The sequence below is a fragment of the Simiduia litorea genome (assembly GCF_042853465.1).
Classification (GTDB): Bacteria; Pseudomonadota; Gammaproteobacteria; order Pseudomonadales; family Cellvibrionaceae; genus Simiduia; species Simiduia litorea.
The window spans coordinates 1,374,574-1,391,987 of sequence record NZ_AP031497.1 but is presented as its reverse complement, the minus strand read 5'-3'; the positions used below and the strand labels follow the sequence as shown (position 1 = coordinate 1,391,987).

The following is a 17,414-nucleotide window of genomic DNA, read 5'->3' as shown; positions in this document are numbered from 1 at the left end:
GGCCGGTACCCTAACCTATTGAACCTAAAGATCATGAGTACCAGACATTTTTTATCCCTAGACGACCTCAGCCTCGACGAACTCAACCACATCATCGAACGCGCCATTGAACTCAAAGCCTTGCACCAGCAAGGTTTAGAAGAGCGCCCGTTTGTCGGCAAAGTGCTCGGTATGATTTTCGAAAAATCCTCCACCCGCACCCGCGTTTCCTTCGAAGCCGGCATGGCGCAACTGGGCGGCAGTGCCATTTTCCTCTCGCCCAGAGACACCCAATTAGGCCGCGGCGAGCCGATCGAGGATACCGCCCGGGTGCTGAGCCGCATGGTCGATATCGTAATGATTCGCACCTTTGAGCACGCCAGTATCGAGCGCTTCGCCCAATACGCCAGCGTGCCAGTGATCAACGCGCTCACCGACTTACTGCACCCCTGCCAGTTGCTGGCCGATATTCAAACCTTCACCGAGCACCGCGGCTCCATTAGTGGCAAGCGCGTGGCCTGGATTGGCGACGGCAACAATATGTGCCAGTCCTATATCAATGCGGCGGTAAAATGCGGTTTTACCCTGCACATCGCCTGCCCACCCGGCTACGAACCCAGCCAAAGCATGGTGGATGACGCGGGAGATCTGGTGCGCATTTTCCACGACCCGGCCCAAGCCATTGCCGGTTGCGACCTGGTCACCACGGATGTCTGGGCCAGCATGGGCCAAGAGGAAGAGCAGCAAACGCGCCTGCGCGACTTCGCCAACTTTAAAGTCGATCACGCCCTCATGGCCAAGGCCGCTGAAAACGCTATTTTCTTACACTGCCTGCCCGCACACCGGGAAGAGGAAGTCAGCGCCGCTCTGCTCGAGGACGACAACATCAGCAAAGTCTGGGATCAAGCGGAAAACCGCATGCACGCGCAGAAAGCATTGATGGAATTTCTATTGACGCCGCAACAAAAAAGTTAACAGGAAAAAGAGCCTACAGCTTACAGGGCAAGCAAAATCCTACAACCTAGGCTCTTGCTTTTAGGTGGGCAAAGCCCACCTGCCCCTCCTGTAAACTGTAAACTCCTTGTCCTCTAGGCTGCCCTTACAAATACCTCCCCCCCACAATCAAGCCCCAGGTTAAGGCCGTCACCAGCAACATCAGAAACACCGCGGCCGATCCCACGTCTTTGGCTTTGCCAGACAACTCGTGCATTTCAGGGCCAATGCGATCGACAACAGCCTCGATGCCGCTATTAATCAGCTCCACAATAAGCACCAACATCGGCGTCAAAATTAATAACACCGTCTCGACGGTACTCACATCGAGCCATAACGCAATCGCAATCAAAACAACGGCCAGCGGCAGCTCTTCGCGGAACGCCGCCTCCGTTTGCCAGGTTGACTTCAGCCCTTGCCAAGAATAGCGCGTGGCTTTGAGCACGCGGGCCAAACCTTGTTGCCTAGCTTTCATTGCAAACACCTCGCAAAAATGATCGGCGCATTGTAACCAAAACACCGCCCGCGTTGGTAAATCAATCCATCCTACAAAACCGCTGAGCCGAGCAAAATATAACCATGCCCAACGATGCAAAACGGGCAAACTCAAAAACTGTTAGCGCAGTCGCAGTTAGAACAAAATAGTATAAACATCGGTTTTCACTGCCCTCCCCAAGCCAAGTCTGTCAGCGCCCGCACTGGCTGATTAGTGTTTACTGACATTGCCAATTACCCACACTTTATCCACAGCCTACCCACCGTACAGGCAGCTTGCATTACACCGTAAACCGCATTATCTTGTAGCCCAACTCAGGCAAACCCCAACATATAGGGTTTGATGGTCAAAACACCCTAACGGAACAGGGTTGACATCATCAATCGGCCCTACCTCTATTTGGGTAAGTGAATCGGCTGTTTATACGGCCCTCGATTGTCGCTTTGTGGCGCCAGCGTTGCTGTAAAACAACCAGCATGGCTGTTGCACAAAGAGTTGTCAGGCAGATGGAATAGCATAAGCACACAAGGACATGGGATAGAGATCATAAATAGGCACATAGCAGTCAACAGTTTGACCTATGTAGGCAGGTACCTTGCCCTAGCGATGCCGACCCCGTCGCCGCTAGGTAAAGTAGCCCTCCCACCAGAAACGTGGCGCCGCCTAAATTTCGGTAAGTCTTCGCACAATTCAGCCCACCACTGCACCGTGGTCAACGCGGCTGGTTTGCTATTGCCGAACACAATGAGACACAACATAAGCGCCGAGCGTCAAACGACCTCGGCGTTAGCAATACGATGTAACTAAACCAGCACAGGTTAATCCGTTTCAGCGGCTTAACCGGCACATTTAACCGGAAACAGAAACGCGGAGACGTTCATGCACACCGACACTGAAACCAGCACCACCAAGCCTGCCGTGGCCACAGCACCCGCAGGCAACCAGTCCACCGTTAGCGCCACCGCGCCGGGTAAAATCCGCGTGATAAAACGCAACGGCACCGTGGTGCCTTTCGACGCTTCAAAAATTGAAGTGGCCGTGACCAAGGCCTTCTTGGCTGTTGAAGGTGGCACCGCCGCCGCCTCTAGCCGCATTCGCGAAACCGTAAAAGGTTTATCGCAGATGATCACCGCCGTGTTCACCCGCCGTATGCCCTCGGGCGGCACCATTCACATCGAAGAAATTCAAGACCAAGTAGAACTGGCATTGATGCGCACCGGCGAACAAAAAGTAGCGCGCGACTACGTGCTCTACCGCGAAGAACACGCCCGCGCCCGCGCAGCCAAGAAGCCCGCCGCCGAAGCATCGGTAGACCCACAATACCCCGCATTCAATGTGATTCAGGCCGACGGTTCGCGCGCGCCACTGGATCTCAACCGCATTCGCACCGTGGTATCTGAAGCCTGTGCTGGGCTTAAAGATGTGAGCGACAAAGCCATTCTCGACGAAGCCATGCGCAACCTGTACGACGGCGTATCACTCGACGACGTTAACACCTCGCTGGTGATTACCGCGCGCACCCTGGTGGAAAAAGAACCCAACTACACCTACGCCACCGCGCGTTTGCTGTGCGACAAGTTGCGCGCCGAAGCCCTCACCTTTTTGGGTGTGGCTACCTCGGCAACCCAACACGACATGGAGCACCTCTACGCCGCGGCGTTACCGGCTTACATCAAGAAAGGTATCGAGCTGGAACTGCTCGACCCGATTCTGGAAAGCTTTGATATCGACGCACTGGGTAAAGCCTTAATCGCCGAGCGCGACTTGCAGTTCACCTATTTAGGCCTGCAAACCTTATACGACCGCTACTTCATTCACTCCAACAACGTGCGCTTTGAGCTACCGCAGATTTTTTACATGCGCGTTGCCATGGGCCTCGCGGTTGAAGAAGACAACAAAAACGAGCGCGCCATCGAGTTCTACCGCCTGCTGTCGTCCTTCGACTACATGAGTTCGACACCTACCCTGTTCAACGCCGGCACCTTGCGCCCGCAGTTGTCCTCTTGCTACCTGACCACCATTCCCGATGACCTACACGGCATTTACGGCGCCATTCAAGACAACGCCATGCTGTCTAAGTTTGCCGGCGGCTTAGGTAACGACTGGACCCCGGTGCGCTCACTCGGCGCCTACATCAAAGGCACCAACGGTAAATCCCAAGGCGTGGTGCCATTTTTGAAAGTGGCCAACGACACCGCCGTGGCCGTAAACCAAGGTGGCAAGCGCAAAGGCGCCGTGTGTGCTTATCTTGAAACTTGGCACATGGACATTGAAGAATTTCTAGAGATGCGTAAGAACACCGGCGACGATCGCCGCCGCACCCACGACATGAACACCGCCAACTGGGTGCCAGACTTGTTCATGAAGCGCGTGTTCGAAGATAAAGAGTGGACCCTGTTCTCGCCCAACGACACGCCAGACTTGCACGACCTGTTCGGCAACGCCTTCGAAGCGCGCTATGTTCAATACGAGCAACTCGCCGCCGAAGGCAAGATGCGTTTATTCAAAACCATCAAAGCCGCTGACCTGTGGCGCAAAATGTTAGGCATGCTATTTGAAACCGGCCACCCGTGGATCACTTTCAAAGACGCCTGTAACTTGCGCAGCCCACAGCAACACGCCGGTGTGGTGCACTCGTCCAACCTGTGTACCGAAATTACCTTGAACACCAAGGCCAACGAAGAAATTGCCGTGTGTAACTTAGGTTCAGTGAACCTCAAGCAACACATTGTCGATGGCAAATTAGACCAAGCGAAGTTGCGCGCTACCGTGCGCACCGCTGTACGTATGCTCGATAACGTTATCGACATCAACTACTACAGCGTCGACACCGCCAAGCAATCTAACGCCCGCCATCGCCCGGTTGGTTTAGGTTTGATGGGTTTCCAAGATGCACTCTACGAGCAGCGCATTCCCTACGGTTCAGATGCAGCCGTGGCCTTCGCCGACACCTCCATGGAAGCGATCAGCTACTACGCCATCGAAGCCTCAAGCGAGCTGGCCATCGAGCGCGGCGCCTACTCCAGCTTCAAAGGTTCACTCTGGGATCAAGGCATACTGCCAATCGACTCCATTGAACTGCTAGCGAAAAATCGCGGTGAAAAATACATCGAAGTGGATCGCAGCCAAACCCTAGATTGGGCAACACTGCGCGCGAAAGTACAAAAAGACGGCATGCGTAACTCCAACGTTATGGCCATTGCCCCCACCGCCACCATCGCCAACATCACCGGTGTGTCTCAGTCCATCGAGCCCACCTACCAAAACCTGTACGTGAAATCTAACCTATCGGGCGAATTCACCGTGGTTAACCCCTACCTAGTGCACGATCTAAAAGATCGCGGCCTGTGGGACAGCGTGATGGTTAACGACCTGAAATACTACGAAGGTTCAGTGCAGCAAATCGATCGCATCCCCGACGATTTAAAACTGCTCTACTCCAACGCCTTCGAAGTAGAACCCCGTTGGATAGTAGACGCCGCCAGCCGCCGTCAAAAGTGGATCGACCAAGCCCAGAGCTTGAACCTCTACATCGCCGGCGCCAGCGGTAAGAAGCTAGACTTCACCTACCGCATGGCATGGTTCCGCGGTTTAAAAACCACCTACTACTTGCGCGCCTTAGCGGCTACCACCACGGAGAAATCGACGGTTTCTCAGGGCACCTTGAATAAGGTGTCTGCTGGGGCACAGGATGCACCGGTGCAAGCGGCAGGGCCTGCGGCGGTGCCGAAGGCGTGTTCGATTGATGAGCCGGATTGTGAGGCGTGTCAGTAAAGAGTTAACAGAGGCCGCGTTTATCGCGGCCTTTTTTCTAACAGCAGCCTTCACCAAGGCTAAAGACTGAGCATCGCAACTAATTATTGGTTGAACGGTAATGCTCCTTTACCTTCACTTTTTTACTCCCGACTTTCTTAGTATGGGCAGGTACATGAACCTTTTTCTTACCTTCTGTCGTCTTAGCCATTGTGACCTCTTCATCTCAAGTTTAAAAATCCCCCATCTAATGGGCGCAAATGAAGTATAGCACACAAATAGTCTTAGGCTATTGATTCAATAGCCTAAGACTATTATAATACAAGCTAAGTGATGCAGCTAAACCCTTAGCACTCAAAGCTAGGGTTCGCTAGATGGAAATGGGCTGTTCATTTTCTTTTTATACGAAAAGAAAACGAACCAAAAGAAACGTACCCCGGCTACGCGCCCTATCGGGTTCGTTCTCTCCAGCCAAATTAAGCAGGTCGCCGGCGACCCGCCATCCATGCCATTTGCCCTACTTAATTCGGCTTCCGCTCACCGCTGCGCAAGAGGAGAAAAGCAAAACAACACTCTTAACAACTGTTAGTAGATAAACGCGGTAACCAACTAAAAGAGGCATGCATGAAAAAAGGAAAGAACCAGCATGTTGTTAAACACCCCGATGGCTGGGCAGTGAAAGGTGCGGGTAACTCGAAAGCTACCAAGGTAACTAAAACGCAAAAAGAATCGATTGAGGCAGCCCAAGACATTGCACGAAACCAACAGTCCGATACTAAGGTTCATGGCCGGAATGGGAAAATTCGTGCAGGTAATAGTTATGGCAACGACCCTCACCCACCTAAAGACAACAAGTGAATTAGTGCTCAAATGGCCATAGGGTCATTTCCCTTAACTCAATTTACTTCAGTTCACAGCCGAGTAAGCGGCTATAAAACGAATCTAGCCAAGGAGCCAAAATGGAAGAAAACTATCAACAAGATTTTATCTTCGGTGTGGACTTAGATGGAGTTTGCGCCGATTTCTATGACGGTATTCGTCCACTTGCTGCTGAATGGCTAGGTGTTGATTTAGAAACACTGACTAAAGAAGTTAGTTACGGACTACCTGAGTGGGGGATAGATAAAACCCCAGGGGGATACCTAGACTTCCATAAGTTCGCCGTAACTCAACGCGACTTATTCAAAGAATTAAAGCCTATAAACGGCTGCCCTCAAACCTTAAGGCGTCTATCCAAAGCAGGTATTCGGATACGAATCATTACACACAGGTTGTACATTCGATATTTTCACAAGCAGGCTACATCACAAACAATAGATTGGCTTGATAAACACGGAATACCCTATTGGGACTTATGTTTTATGCAACACAAAACACACGTCGGGGCAAATATTTATATTGAGGACTCTGAAAAGCATATTTTAGAGTATCAAGAAGCAGGAAGCGAAGTCATTATTTTCACTAACTCCACGAACAAAGACTTAATCGGCTTAAGGGCTGAAAGCTGGAGCGATGTAGAGACCTTGGTCTTAGAAAAATATAACGCTTGGAGCAATAGCTTAAAAATTAGCAAGTAGTCAAATAACGAATTCGAAATTCTAAGAGCCTTCAAAATGATAGATGAATTAACTAATGGATTAACTGCAATAAATAACTTCCTTTACACATTGTCGCCAGAAGCCTACATCGCAATCATTGCACTGCTTGGATCATGGGCATCACTACTACATGTTCGACGAAATGATAGACTTTCTGTATTACCTCTATTAAATCTTGAAGTTTACGCAGACCCGATTAGTAATGAAGTTTGTTTAAATCTATACAACTCTGGACTTGGACCAGCCCGAATAAAAAAACTTTGCTTCTATCAGAGCAACTTACCTATCCTAAAAAATTTCGAAGACTCAGTTAATCATATTATTAAAAATTGCTTTCCAAAAAATAAATTTACTTACAACGGTCATGGAATGGTTGGACTATGCTCTGGAGCAGTAATCAGAGAAAACTCCATGACAGAAATAATTGGACTGAAAATTCATAGAGCAAATGGAAAAGCAATAGAATTGAGTGAAGCCTACGAAATTCTGGAAAATATTCACCTTAGAGTTCTATACGAGGATTTTTATGGAAAAGAGTTCTTCTACGATTCAGAGGCGGAACAAGAATGCTACTTATCGCCAAACGAACCAATTAACCAACCGAAAGGCAGCAAACGAATAAGTACACCATCCACAATAAAAATCCGAGCAGACGAGGCTTGAAAAAGATCAATATTTGGCATCACTTTAAGAAATTCCGCACATCTAATCTCCATCTGCGAAGCGGCGCTCTTGGGGCCCCTTACGTAGCGACCATTCAAAGTGTCGGATTTGGGGGTCAATTGGGCAGGACGCCCAATTGAGCGACGTTCAGGCAGGAGCCTGTCGGCGCGACCCCCAAAATTCGGCACTTTGAATGGAAACGAGCGCAGTCGGGGTGGATTTCTTTTGGTTCGTTTTCTTTGGCCACACAAAGAAAATGAACAAGCCAAAATTACAACAAATCGATGGGGTCAGTGTGAACCTACCCCAGCTTGACTCCTTGATCGTTCTTGATCTTTGTCGGATCACCATTCAATCGAATCACAATCAAATTTATTGTATTTATCCCAGTAGTACTCAATATTCAACTTTGATTCAACCATCAAATGAATTGCACGATACTCTTCGTTATTATTCGGCAATTTAAAGGTTGAATCCCTAGCATTGAACTTATTAAGTTTTTTCGCTAATCGATCATGTTTGTCTTGCAATGCACAATCAAGAAATTGCCTTAGTGTTATACCTGTGCTTTTTTCCGCAGACATTATTGCAAGTACATATGCATCAGCTGTATACGAGTCTCTCAGCGAGAATTCAAGGTTATCTCTAGGTGCCAAGTCTTTATACAAAAGAAAAAGACAAAAAAACCAACCAAAAGAGAACGCGATTAATAAAGCTGATAAATACTTAAACCTTCTATTCCGGATGAAAGATTTCAACACCCCCTCCAATATTTTTCTCGCACATACAGGACCATTTATTATATTTTGTTTGCCCACCCTTGATACACTCTACTGTAGTTATATTTAGGATTTATTTGCCCAACTACATATAAGTGATAAAGGGGTCGGAGTAAACCTACCCTGATTTGACGGACACTTCAATTAGTAGACAATAATGTCTTAAAGAGGTGTTCCATGACAACCAAACGCAAGCCCTACAACGATCGATGGGGTCAGTGTCATTGATATCTGTAGTGGTCAAGTAAATTAGGCCACTAAAAATTAACTCTAAATGCTTATTGCATAACACGCTTCAGCTATCGAAAATTCGGCGATTAGTTTGATATGCCTCAAAAAGACAAGATATTTCCATAGGAGCATTAAATGGGCAAGGAAAAACCATACGTCTTTCAGAATCAGCTGAAGACAATCAGCTCTATAGAAGCAAAGATCAATGAATTACGGGAACTACATAAAACACTAAAGTCTGGTCTCCCAGCGGCAATGTTTAGGACAACAATTGAGCCCCACTCGCCAACTACATACATGACCGAGTCGCTCGGCCGAAAAAAGGTTATCTTTGGAGATGAAAAGAAGAGAGGAGGCATAAAGGACGGGGATTCTTTACTCTCCGAGACCAACCCTGACTGGGTTGTACCGAGTGATAAGTATGGCTTATCATTCGCAAGCACGTTCAACCAGACAAAATTCACTCTTGGCCGATAAAAGGGGCGGAGTGAATTAGAGTTTTTCTACGATTTTTGATGTAGGTGCAATGTAAAAACTCCAATCGTTAACTACGGAGCTGAGGTGCGACGGACGCTCTTGGTTGCAGCGAATTATGCAAGAAATGGAAAGGTTATGAAAAGTATAGAAGATATAGAAGAATGCGGATACGACTTTGACACTCTTTGCCAAGTGATTGACAACCAAAAGTCGAATGATGAAACCCCTGCCGTTGGCCCTGCCTTTGACAGGCTGGTGAAGTCTGGCCTTGGAAAGAAAAAGGTCTATAGGTACATTGCCGGTGTGCTCTCAACTGAAATTATTCTAGGTGAAGATGTTGGCCACTTTAATTATGGTCGGTACGAATTAAGGCTAAATGCCTTGCCTGATGAATTTGATGAAAGTGCATATGTCGAGCCAAAAGAACTGAGTTTTGGTGGGGTAATTACCAGTGTGTACAACCCAGATGGCGGGAAATTATCTTATTGGGAGTTAAAGGGATTAAAGCCTGGGCCTACGGGAATTATAGTTTCAAAGGAAAAGAGAGAAGAGTTTAGCCTAGATCCTGAAGGCTATATTGAGGGGATCTGCAAAAAACGGGTGGTAAGCTTCGATGGTGAAACAGAGGAATCCTGGTGTTTGGAATCAATAAGTAAATTTGATCCAGACTACAGCAAATACTTGAACCGTGATCCAGACGATTTTGATGATAATTAACAGAAGTAATCAGGATAAATGGATCGGAGTGAATTTGAATTCTTCTACACTTTTTAGTTGTAAATAGCTCTCGGGCTCTACCACCGGATCGATGGGGTCAGTGTCATTCACATCAATGGGGTCAGGCTCCTTGATCTAAATTCAATGTGCGATTAATAAACCAATTTTTAATTGATATTGTCTATGCACTGCCAACAGACATAACTAAAATTAAGTCATGGATAGGAAGTATAAACACCTTGTTCAAACCAGCATATCAGTCAAGAAAGGACTTTGTGCCCTACTCGTGTTTAGATTTTTCGCAGAGGCTATACCCATGTCAGTTATCATTTTAAGTCGGGCGAAGCACACACTCAGGCTATTGACACTCTTACTTTGCAGCGCCGCATCCTGCGTATCGGCGACCGAGCACAAATGTATGGGCAATGATGGAGAAACAACCTACGGTAATACGTCCTGTGCGGGCAGCAGAAGCGTCGATGTTGCGGAAGCTGGCGAGCCTACCGGTGAGCCGATCAATACACATGCCAACGTACCATTTATTCCGACACGCAAGACAACACCATCCTGTGTTTCTGCTGAAAGTGAAATCAAAGCCCTAGCGGTGCGTGACGCCATTGCAGCCGAGGCGCACTATAACAAGCTGATGACGATGTCTGAAGCAGAAGTTTTGAAGCTGGGTAAAGATAACGCTGCAAATCGTGACACCCGCAAAAATTCTAAACATCAAAAGTTAAGGGATGCTAACTCAAAGCTCATTCTTGATTGGATAAAAACCTGTACCTCACCAGAAAATAACGAAGAAGAGGAGGCAATGAGGTCCATACAGGCCATCTGCCTTTTTCTTGAGACCGGCTATTACGTTCACCTGCCAATGGGGAGCTTTCCTCCCGAAACAAAAGCATCGATTGAATATTCCTTCAAAAAACATCCTCAACCAGCCAATGACCCTAAAGAACTTGAAACGTTTAGCCAATATGCCCAAGCAAGACTATGCCGATAGATCGATGGGGTCGATCGATGGGGTCAGTGTCATTGATATCTGTAGTGATCAAGTAAATTAGGCACTAAAAATTAACTCTAAATGCCTATTGCATAACACGCTTCAGCTATCGAAAATTCGACGATTAGTTTGATATACCTCAAAAAGACAAGATATTTCCATAGGAGCATTAAATGGGCAAGGAAGAACCATACGTCTTTCAGAATCAGCTGAAGACAATCATTTCTATAGAAGCAAAGATCAATGATCAATGGGTCAGTGTAAAAACTATCCAGTCGGAGTGGATTTCTATGACGCAAAAAACGCGTGGCCTTCGCTACACTACGGCGGATTCGTATGAACGCGACACAAGTCGCTTTCGCTGGCACTCATGTCTCCGCTTCGCTCCGACGCTTTGACCATACAAAGAAAATGAACAAACCACCTACTTAGTATTGAAACCAGATGAGTACTAATCCGCATCACCCACGCATACAACATTTCAATGCCCTTGGAATACCAGGGAGAAAACGATTGGGCGTCGAGGTAAAACACTATTCATTGGCATTACCGATAGAGCTGCCTAAGTATATTTCAAAAATATTTTTGGTTCCAAAGTGCCAAGTGACTGAAAACTACTGTAATAAGTCGCTCTTTCTCCTTCAGAATAGGTAACTCGAAAGGTAGAACCATTAAATTACAATATATAAAGGAATATATATGGCTGGCCTACAGTTAAGGATGCGTGACGAACTGGAGCGCCGATATGCGGAGCTTCGCCGGCAGTCAATACTCATGGCAAACCAAGCCATAAGATCACCCAACACTCGATTGGCACTCGTGGACAACGCAGCCTATGAAGCTTTTCGCCATTGGGAAAACCACCCAAAAAGAAGAGTAGACTGGGATTGGCCCACCTCTTGGATGAGCTGGAAAGCACAATATCCCAAACGGTTTGAAAGTGCGACGTGGCACGATTCAAGATTGGTAGGCTTCGCCATGGGACGACCTACATACCATGCTACTGGACTTAGACTGGATTACATTGAAAAATCACCTACAGCGAATGAACCACATTTGGATTTAACCTATCTTGCTATGTATGCTTATGCAACGCTTTTAGGCGCGACCTACGTAAAGATAATGAACCCAATTAATGATGATGTTCGAGACTATTACGAGCACAAAGGGTTCAAATATAACCGTACTAACAATTGCTGCATTCGGAGGATTAGCTAATGACAGACAATATTGAAGATTTCGACGCGGCACATACTGAAAAGCTAAAACACCTTACCAAGGAAGAACGGGCAAAGGCTGGTTTAAGAAAGCTTTCTGAGGCCATGGAAGCCAATAAAAATGGGCCAAAAGAACCTGAAGGTATGGCCTCTGGCGCTACCGATAAAAACGGTAAAATGATTATTGATTTAGATGAGGACAAGGAAGATGAGCAATAAGCCCTTAACAGACCAAGAAAAGCAATTTACCGTTTTACCTACTGAAGCAGATCCAATATCTGCTGCGAATAAAGCCCAACAGGCAGTGTTAAAAGCAATGTCACATATTAAGAAAAATTGCACCCGCAAAGGATAAAAGGATCGACTCCGAAAAGGGTACGAAAACTCGACCGGATAAACTTTTTTCGCGCCAGCACCCGGAAGGGAAACTACCTGCACGTCTCGATAAAGGACCCGCAGGGTAGGACAAACTATAAGCAGAAATTTGGGCCAGCTTTGCTGCCCGCAGAGTGATCGACAGGACGCCGATGGCTCTGCTTGGCCCGAATATATTTTCCGTAAATAACGCGCGTTCTTTGCTAGACTTCCGCACGTTGACCACACAAAGAAAGTGAAAAAATCACCTACATAGCGCTGAAATCAGAGTGAAAAATTGACGTTCATATCACAACGAATGTCAGTAATGAACGATTTTCCACTGGAGGCTTATAGTAATGATTGATTTTCACGATCAAGGCGAAGCTCTCGAGCTTACGAAATACTATGCAGAAAAGCTGGATAGCCAGCTTGCATTAGAAATCATTAACAATAATCGAGATATTTCAAATATAGAAGAAGCAAGAGAACTAACTCGATTTTTTTGGACAATGGCAGACTTAGCAGCAGAAGACTATGAGCAAGGCGCAGACATTGCTAGCTCCTATGACCTTGAACGATGGATGGAGAAGTTGATGAACATCTTCATCGGCTATATGAAAAAATTGGAGTTCTTTCAAATTTGGACCGATGAATCAAATGACATTAACAGGTAGTCCCCCTAAAACCACATTGAAAACCTAACCACCTAATATAAAGAAGGCGTGACTAACACTAATGACACAAGGAAATAATGAATTTCAATAAATCCAACCAACCCGTTAAATCACTAGTTTTACATTACGCCAATGAATTACATTGTGATATCGCAACATCGATTGTGACAAGCAAAGAGAATCTCAACAGTAAAGAAGATGCTGAGAAACTAGCCCATTTTTTCTGGGAAATGATTGATCAAGCAGTTGAAGATGAAAGTAACAATAAAGTCGTTGAAGGCATCGAAGACCTACAGTCTTGGCTAGAGAAGACACTCTATATTTTCACCGGTTACTTTAAAAAGCAAGGCTACGAGCAAGAATGGTCTAAAGGCCACGACAAATATCATGCACAATAGCGCAATCTTAAAAACGGCGAGCGCTATTAGCGGCACAATTAAATCAAGAGAATGATCCCCTACTCCAACCCAGAAGAAAAGCCCACAATTTTGCATTATGCGGAACTTATGAGTGATCAACTCACGAAAGAAATCATACATAAAGACCAATTGAGCAATAAAGACGAGGCACTACATCTCGCTAAGTTTTTCTGGCGTATAGTAGAGCGATCTAACCAAGAAGACAAAGAAACAGGTGAAAGTACAGAGTACATACTGGAAAAGATAATCATCACCTTTATGGCGTATTTTAGATCAGCTGGGTATGGCGAAGTTTGGGAATCTGTTGAGGATGATAACTAGCTAGCCGAGCTCTTCCATTCAATTGATTTTTGGGTTCAAATTTAGGGTCGGTGCAAAAACTCCCACATATTAAAACCACACGTCGCAGTGAAAAGCAGCACCCACACTGCTTCTCACCGCACAACCCCAACAGATTTCTTATTTTACCAAGTTCCATTTTCCACTAGCTTGAGTATCTTTTACCTGCTGATCTATTGCCGCTATCTGAGCGTAAACTGCCTCCCAGCTACTGGTCTTCATCTTATGTTCATCCATGATATCCGCACTGTAACCAATGACGACATCAGTCGATAGACCAGCGACCCGTGAATCCTGATGCGTCTGACAAATGGTAATCCAAATATCAGCATCGTTCTCAGAAGTATAGGAAATGGCCTGACGTAATTTAACCGGTACTTTTTCTTCTCTAGCAGCGCCATTTTTATCAATGAAATTAAGGGTCTTGTGTTCATCAACATTGACCACGTAGCGGTAACTGCGCCCCTGCGACAACACCCAGTTAGCGATACCTTCAAAAGGTATCATTGCGGTGTTCATCGCATGACTCCCAATAACTGTATTGTAGTTAGAATAACGCCGCTCGCTCAGCAAGCCTGCACTTACGCCGATTAAATGCAATCTTTCCCAGCTACGGCCTAGACCTGCATCTCTATCTCCCAATACCGCACCCAAATCTCCGTTAATTAAACCTACCGCAGAGCGTGCCATGTCACCGGGCAAGGGACCAATGTGACCCGTTTGATTATGTAAAGTCCGGTGGACAACGCCACTAGCTGAATCATAAGGTACATTACCCGCAAACCACGTTAGCGGGCCCGATAGCGTATAACCATTGGGGTTAAGTCTGAAATGCATAGCGTTCGTCCTTGTCGATATTTGATGAGCCACGATGCCAAGAAGCTAAAACCAATTCAATAGGCCTTTGTGTTGAAATACGGCTCTAAGTTGGCTTTTCGAACATGCACGCTCTGGCTTCGGGCATCATCGTTTTTTCATCTACTACCACTCAACAGGAAGCCAGAATATATTTGACGGCAGATAATAATTTGGCCAGTAACCTTAGCCTCATCATGCCCCCCTTTCTGCTGGGACATACCGTTAACGTAAATAGCACCACAGTGCCGCTTAAAAAAATATACACCTCAAATAGTTAGTACCTACTACCTTGCTCAAACATTAGGATTAACGAAAAACTTTATCCATGCTTACAATCGTGTAGGATATCGGCCTAACGGGCGGCAATACCTACATTGCCTCTCAGCATTAAGGCGTTTCTCATTTTAAAAAGGACTTTACGATGGAACTTCACTTTTACCCAGGGCAAAAGCTTCTGGTGTTACTGGATGGCAACACTAAGGCTCGTAGTTACGAAGCATGGGGCGGACCGGCCTCCATTGGAAATGACCCGCGGATGGCCGAAGAGCCTACGTGGCCGGGTCATTACGTCATTGCAGAGTCTCATGCTTATCGCACCAATACTTGGCAATTATCAAGAATAAAGTGGGGCACTCCCCTAAAAGACAAACCTGATATAAACGATGTATGGTATCAACTCACCAATGGAAATTGGGCGTCGATTAAAAATGATCATCAGATAGAACGCCAGCAAATTATTAATCTATATTATGATCTTTATAACCTCAGAAAAGTACCTTCAGTTTGGGTATTCAATGATTTCGGCCCCATCGCAATTCGCTGGTATAAAGACTTGAACGGAAACCGAAGGATGGATGGCTCGGAAAGATTATCCGGTCAGATGTTTCATACCACGCCAGATAATGAGGCACAACAATCTACGGGAAAACCGATCATTATGACCTTTTCCCATGGTTGCATTCACCTCAAACCAAACGAGAAAGATCTGCTTATAACCGCAGGTGCTTTTAAACCAGGAACCACGTTTATAGTGCATAAATATCATGAAACTTTTAAATAGATCACTTATTCTGTTCACACTAATCATTACATCTGGCTGCTCGAGCGCACAAACAGCTTGGAATACCGATGGGAGCTTTACCAAAAATGGCCATCGAATAGATACTAGCCTAGACAATAGCTATCTGGGATTTGAAAGTGAACATGGCCTATTTGTGGCTGGTTACAAAATCGATCCCAATGGCGAAAACATCCCCTATATTGTGTTATTAGAAAGTAACAAGGCGACTCCATCGGAATGGGGAATCGATGACAGTGCACTACAATTTTTTGAGCACAAAGGTGCGGTCCAGCTAGCTACGTATAGGGGGGGGCATTATGTTTTCACTAACGCCGGTTGGCACAAGGGCGAATTAGTTTTTAAAAAAAATTCACTCATCCTTTCCGATCACTCGTCCCTGCTCGCCTGCAACCGCCCTTCTCTGTATAAGGAGAACGAGGATACTAGCAGCTGCTACAGCCCTGTACTTGGCTGGTCGACACCGATTCTTTGGGTAGACGCAGACCCACAGTTATGTCACGGCAAACTCGTTGCACTTATCAAACAGGAAGGTGAATTGAGTCGCGTTGAAATTGATATCAACAATGGGAATATTCTTTCGAGTCGCCACCATCAATCAAATCAACCACTTTGCAATTAGAGTTGGACCCAAGGAACAGATCGATTTTAGTAACGTCAATAACTAAGTACGAAAGGTTTCTCGGCCTAACCGTGTCGCACAATATCCTGCTCTTGGCAGCGCTCTTGATCACATCTTGCATTTGGACCCCGACAGATAATGCTATTGTTCTTGACTATCAAGACTTTGGCCCACAGGTTATCGCCGGTGAGGTAATCGGTAACGAATGGTGGCAATGGCAAGCGCACGGTGACTCAAGGCCAAGGGCTTACGATGTTAAGGTCGTGGTTTTCAAGCGGGTGCCAATAAAAGAAGTCATGCAAAAATACCCTGTCAATCAAGGTATGGAGAAGGATTACCGATATCTAGACTATGAACAAGCGTTGGCGTATTTGGACGATCGAATCAATGAGGATGTTATAGAAGACGTTACGGCCAGACTTCAAGAAACCAAACGAAAAATCATCGCTTCGCTGGGCGAATAGGTAACCTTGAATGCGCAGCTGCACTACGCTGACGCATTCAAATTCTGGTTTTCATGCACGTGAAACTCAACAAGCCTTCACGCCACTAGCCAAAGCCTACATAGACAAGACCTAACCCCTAACGATAGCGTTCGTAATGTGTTCGCTCATAGGGAATCAATTGATACTTAGGTTGCAAAAAGCTGACGAGGTCAATTAACTCCTGAACGCTCATAACGTCATTATAGTTTCGCATTTTGGAAGACCCATCGGCTTGCAGGTTATCTGCATTATAGCGGCCGGCAATTTTATGGGATGGGTTAATAATTGACGTTACCAACGTTGCGTAGGTCATTATGCGAGTCGATTTTCCACCCAGAGCAACAGGCTTATTAAGCTCTTTCGCAACAGATTCCTGTTCATGTCCTTCTAAACTATGACAGGCGATACACTGATACTTGTTGAATACGACTTCGCCTTTAGCAATATCGCCCATTGGCAGGCTAAAACCGAGAGGCGATGATGGCCCCGTATCACAGCCAAACAACATTCCGATTAGCGCGAATACGACTAACTTTTTAACAGTCATGTTCCATTGCCTCCAAAAAATTGTTGAGGCTTCAGTCTAGCGCTACCAAATGGAGGGGCATTGATCGACATCAAGTGATCAATTAATGAACAAGTATCACAACCGCAGATGCCTAATCTCGAGCTTTTA

General features: G+C 46.2%; 20 protein-coding genes. 17 read left to right on the top strand and 3 right to left on the bottom strand.

All coding sequences use genetic code 11. The features are described 5' to 3' along the window. The first annotated feature begins 33 nt into the window (after positions 1-33). Positions 34-954, top strand: a complete 921-nt coding sequence (gene argF, locus ACGHTT_RS06150; protein WP_390594163.1) for an ornithine carbamoyltransferase — start codon at positions 34-36, stop codon at positions 952-954. 124 nt (positions 955-1,078) lie between these two features. Here the strand turns inward: argF and ACGHTT_RS06145 are convergent, their stop codons facing one another. Then, positions 1,079-1,447, bottom strand: coding sequence for a diacylglycerol kinase (locus tag ACGHTT_RS06145; protein ID WP_390594162.1), 369 nt, complete (start codon positions 1,445-1,447; stop codon positions 1,079-1,081). 900 nt (positions 1,448-2,347) lie between these two features. Here ACGHTT_RS06145 and ACGHTT_RS06140 point away from each other — a divergent pair. The 13 genes from ACGHTT_RS06140 to ACGHTT_RS06080 all read left to right on the top strand — a co-directional run bounded on the left by ACGHTT_RS06140 (position 2,348) and on the right by ACGHTT_RS06080 (position 13,677). Continuing rightward, positions 2,348-5,242: a ribonucleoside-diphosphate reductase subunit alpha gene (locus tag ACGHTT_RS06140; protein WP_390594161.1), complete on the top strand. Its 2,895-nt coding sequence runs from the start codon at positions 2,348-2,350 to the stop codon at positions 5,240-5,242. 603 nt (positions 5,243-5,845) lie between these two features. Beyond that, a complete protein-coding gene (locus ACGHTT_RS06135; RefSeq protein ID WP_390594160.1) occupies positions 5,846-6,079 on the top strand; it encodes a DUF2188 domain-containing protein in 234 nt (77 codons plus the stop codon). A 101-nt stretch (positions 6,080-6,180) separates the two neighbouring features. Next, positions 6,181-6,798: a 5' nucleotidase, NT5C type gene (locus ACGHTT_RS06130; RefSeq protein ID WP_390594159.1), complete on the top strand. Its 618-nt coding sequence runs from the start codon at positions 6,181-6,183 to the stop codon at positions 6,796-6,798. A 36-nt stretch (positions 6,799-6,834) separates the two neighbouring features. Further along, positions 6,835-7,482, top strand: coding sequence for a hypothetical protein (locus ACGHTT_RS06125; RefSeq protein ID WP_390594158.1), 648 nt, complete (start codon positions 6,835-6,837; stop codon positions 7,480-7,482). A 1,145-nt stretch (positions 7,483-8,627) separates the two neighbouring features. Continuing rightward, complete coding sequence (locus ACGHTT_RS06120) at positions 8,628-8,969, top strand: hypothetical protein (RefSeq protein ID WP_390594157.1); 342 nt, start codon at positions 8,628-8,630, stop codon at positions 8,967-8,969. A gap of 135 nt (positions 8,970-9,104) precedes the next feature. Then, positions 9,105-9,686 (top strand): hypothetical protein, encoded by a 582-nt coding sequence (locus ACGHTT_RS06115; protein ID WP_390594156.1) that lies wholly within the window; start codon positions 9,105-9,107, stop codon positions 9,684-9,686. Between the two features lie 316 nt (positions 9,687-10,002). Continuing rightward, positions 10,003-10,689: a hypothetical protein gene (locus ACGHTT_RS06110; protein ID WP_390594155.1), complete on the top strand. Its 687-nt coding sequence runs from the start codon at positions 10,003-10,005 to the stop codon at positions 10,687-10,689. 699 nt (positions 10,690-11,388) lie between these two features. Then, positions 11,389-11,907, top strand: coding sequence for a hypothetical protein (locus tag ACGHTT_RS06105; RefSeq protein WP_390594154.1), 519 nt, complete (start codon positions 11,389-11,391; stop codon positions 11,905-11,907). Then, a complete protein-coding gene (locus ACGHTT_RS06100) occupies positions 11,907-12,125 on the top strand; it encodes a hypothetical protein (protein WP_390594153.1) in 219 nt (72 codons plus the stop codon). Before ACGHTT_RS06105 ends, ACGHTT_RS06100 begins: the two co-directional genes overlap by 1 nt. Continuing rightward, positions 12,115-12,261: a hypothetical protein gene (locus ACGHTT_RS06095; RefSeq protein WP_390594152.1), complete on the top strand. Its 147-nt coding sequence runs from the start codon at positions 12,115-12,117 to the stop codon at positions 12,259-12,261. Before ACGHTT_RS06100 ends, ACGHTT_RS06095 begins: the two co-directional genes overlap by 11 nt. Positions 12,262-12,619: 358 nt before the next feature. Next, positions 12,620-12,937 (top strand): hypothetical protein, encoded by a 318-nt coding sequence (locus tag ACGHTT_RS06090; RefSeq protein ID WP_390594151.1) that lies wholly within the window; start codon positions 12,620-12,622, stop codon positions 12,935-12,937. Positions 12,938-13,014: 77 nt separating this feature from the next. Further along, positions 13,015-13,335 (top strand): hypothetical protein, encoded by a 321-nt coding sequence (locus tag ACGHTT_RS06085; protein ID WP_390594150.1) that lies wholly within the window; start codon positions 13,015-13,017, stop codon positions 13,333-13,335. A gap of 108 nt (positions 13,336-13,443) precedes the next feature. After that, positions 13,444-13,677, top strand: a complete 234-nt coding sequence (locus tag ACGHTT_RS06080) for a hypothetical protein (protein ID WP_390594148.1) — start codon at positions 13,444-13,446, stop codon at positions 13,675-13,677. A 138-nt stretch (positions 13,678-13,815) separates the two neighbouring features. Here the strand turns inward: ACGHTT_RS06080 and ACGHTT_RS06075 are convergent, their stop codons facing one another. After that, on the bottom strand, positions 13,816-14,532 hold the full coding sequence (locus ACGHTT_RS06075; protein WP_390594146.1) for a hypothetical protein: 717 nt from the start codon (positions 14,530-14,532) through the stop codon (positions 13,816-13,818). Between the two features lie 442 nt (positions 14,533-14,974). Here ACGHTT_RS06075 and ACGHTT_RS06070 point away from each other — a divergent pair, with 442 nt between their 5' ends. The 3 genes from ACGHTT_RS06070 (at position 14,975) to ACGHTT_RS06060 (ending at position 16,717) form a co-directional block, all read left to right on the top strand. Continuing rightward, entirely contained in the window at positions 14,975-15,613 is a 639-nt protein-coding gene (locus ACGHTT_RS06070) for a L,D-transpeptidase family protein (protein WP_390594144.1), read from the top strand. Further along, the gene (locus ACGHTT_RS06065) at positions 15,597-16,253 is read left to right on the top strand and encodes a hypothetical protein (protein WP_390594143.1); all 657 of its coding nucleotides are present in this window, start codon (positions 15,597-15,599) and stop codon (positions 16,251-16,253) included. Before ACGHTT_RS06070 ends, ACGHTT_RS06065 begins: the two co-directional genes overlap by 17 nt. Positions 16,254-16,357: 104 nt before the next feature. Further along, entirely contained in the window at positions 16,358-16,717 is a 360-nt protein-coding gene (locus tag ACGHTT_RS06060; RefSeq protein ID WP_390594142.1) for a hypothetical protein, read from the top strand. A gap of 118 nt (positions 16,718-16,835) precedes the next feature. Here ACGHTT_RS06060 and ACGHTT_RS06055 read toward each other — a convergent pair whose 3' ends face one another. Next, a complete protein-coding gene (locus tag ACGHTT_RS06055) occupies positions 16,836-17,285 on the bottom strand; it encodes a c-type cytochrome (RefSeq protein WP_390594141.1) in 450 nt (149 codons plus the stop codon). Between the last annotated feature and the right edge of the window lie 129 nt (positions 17,286-17,414).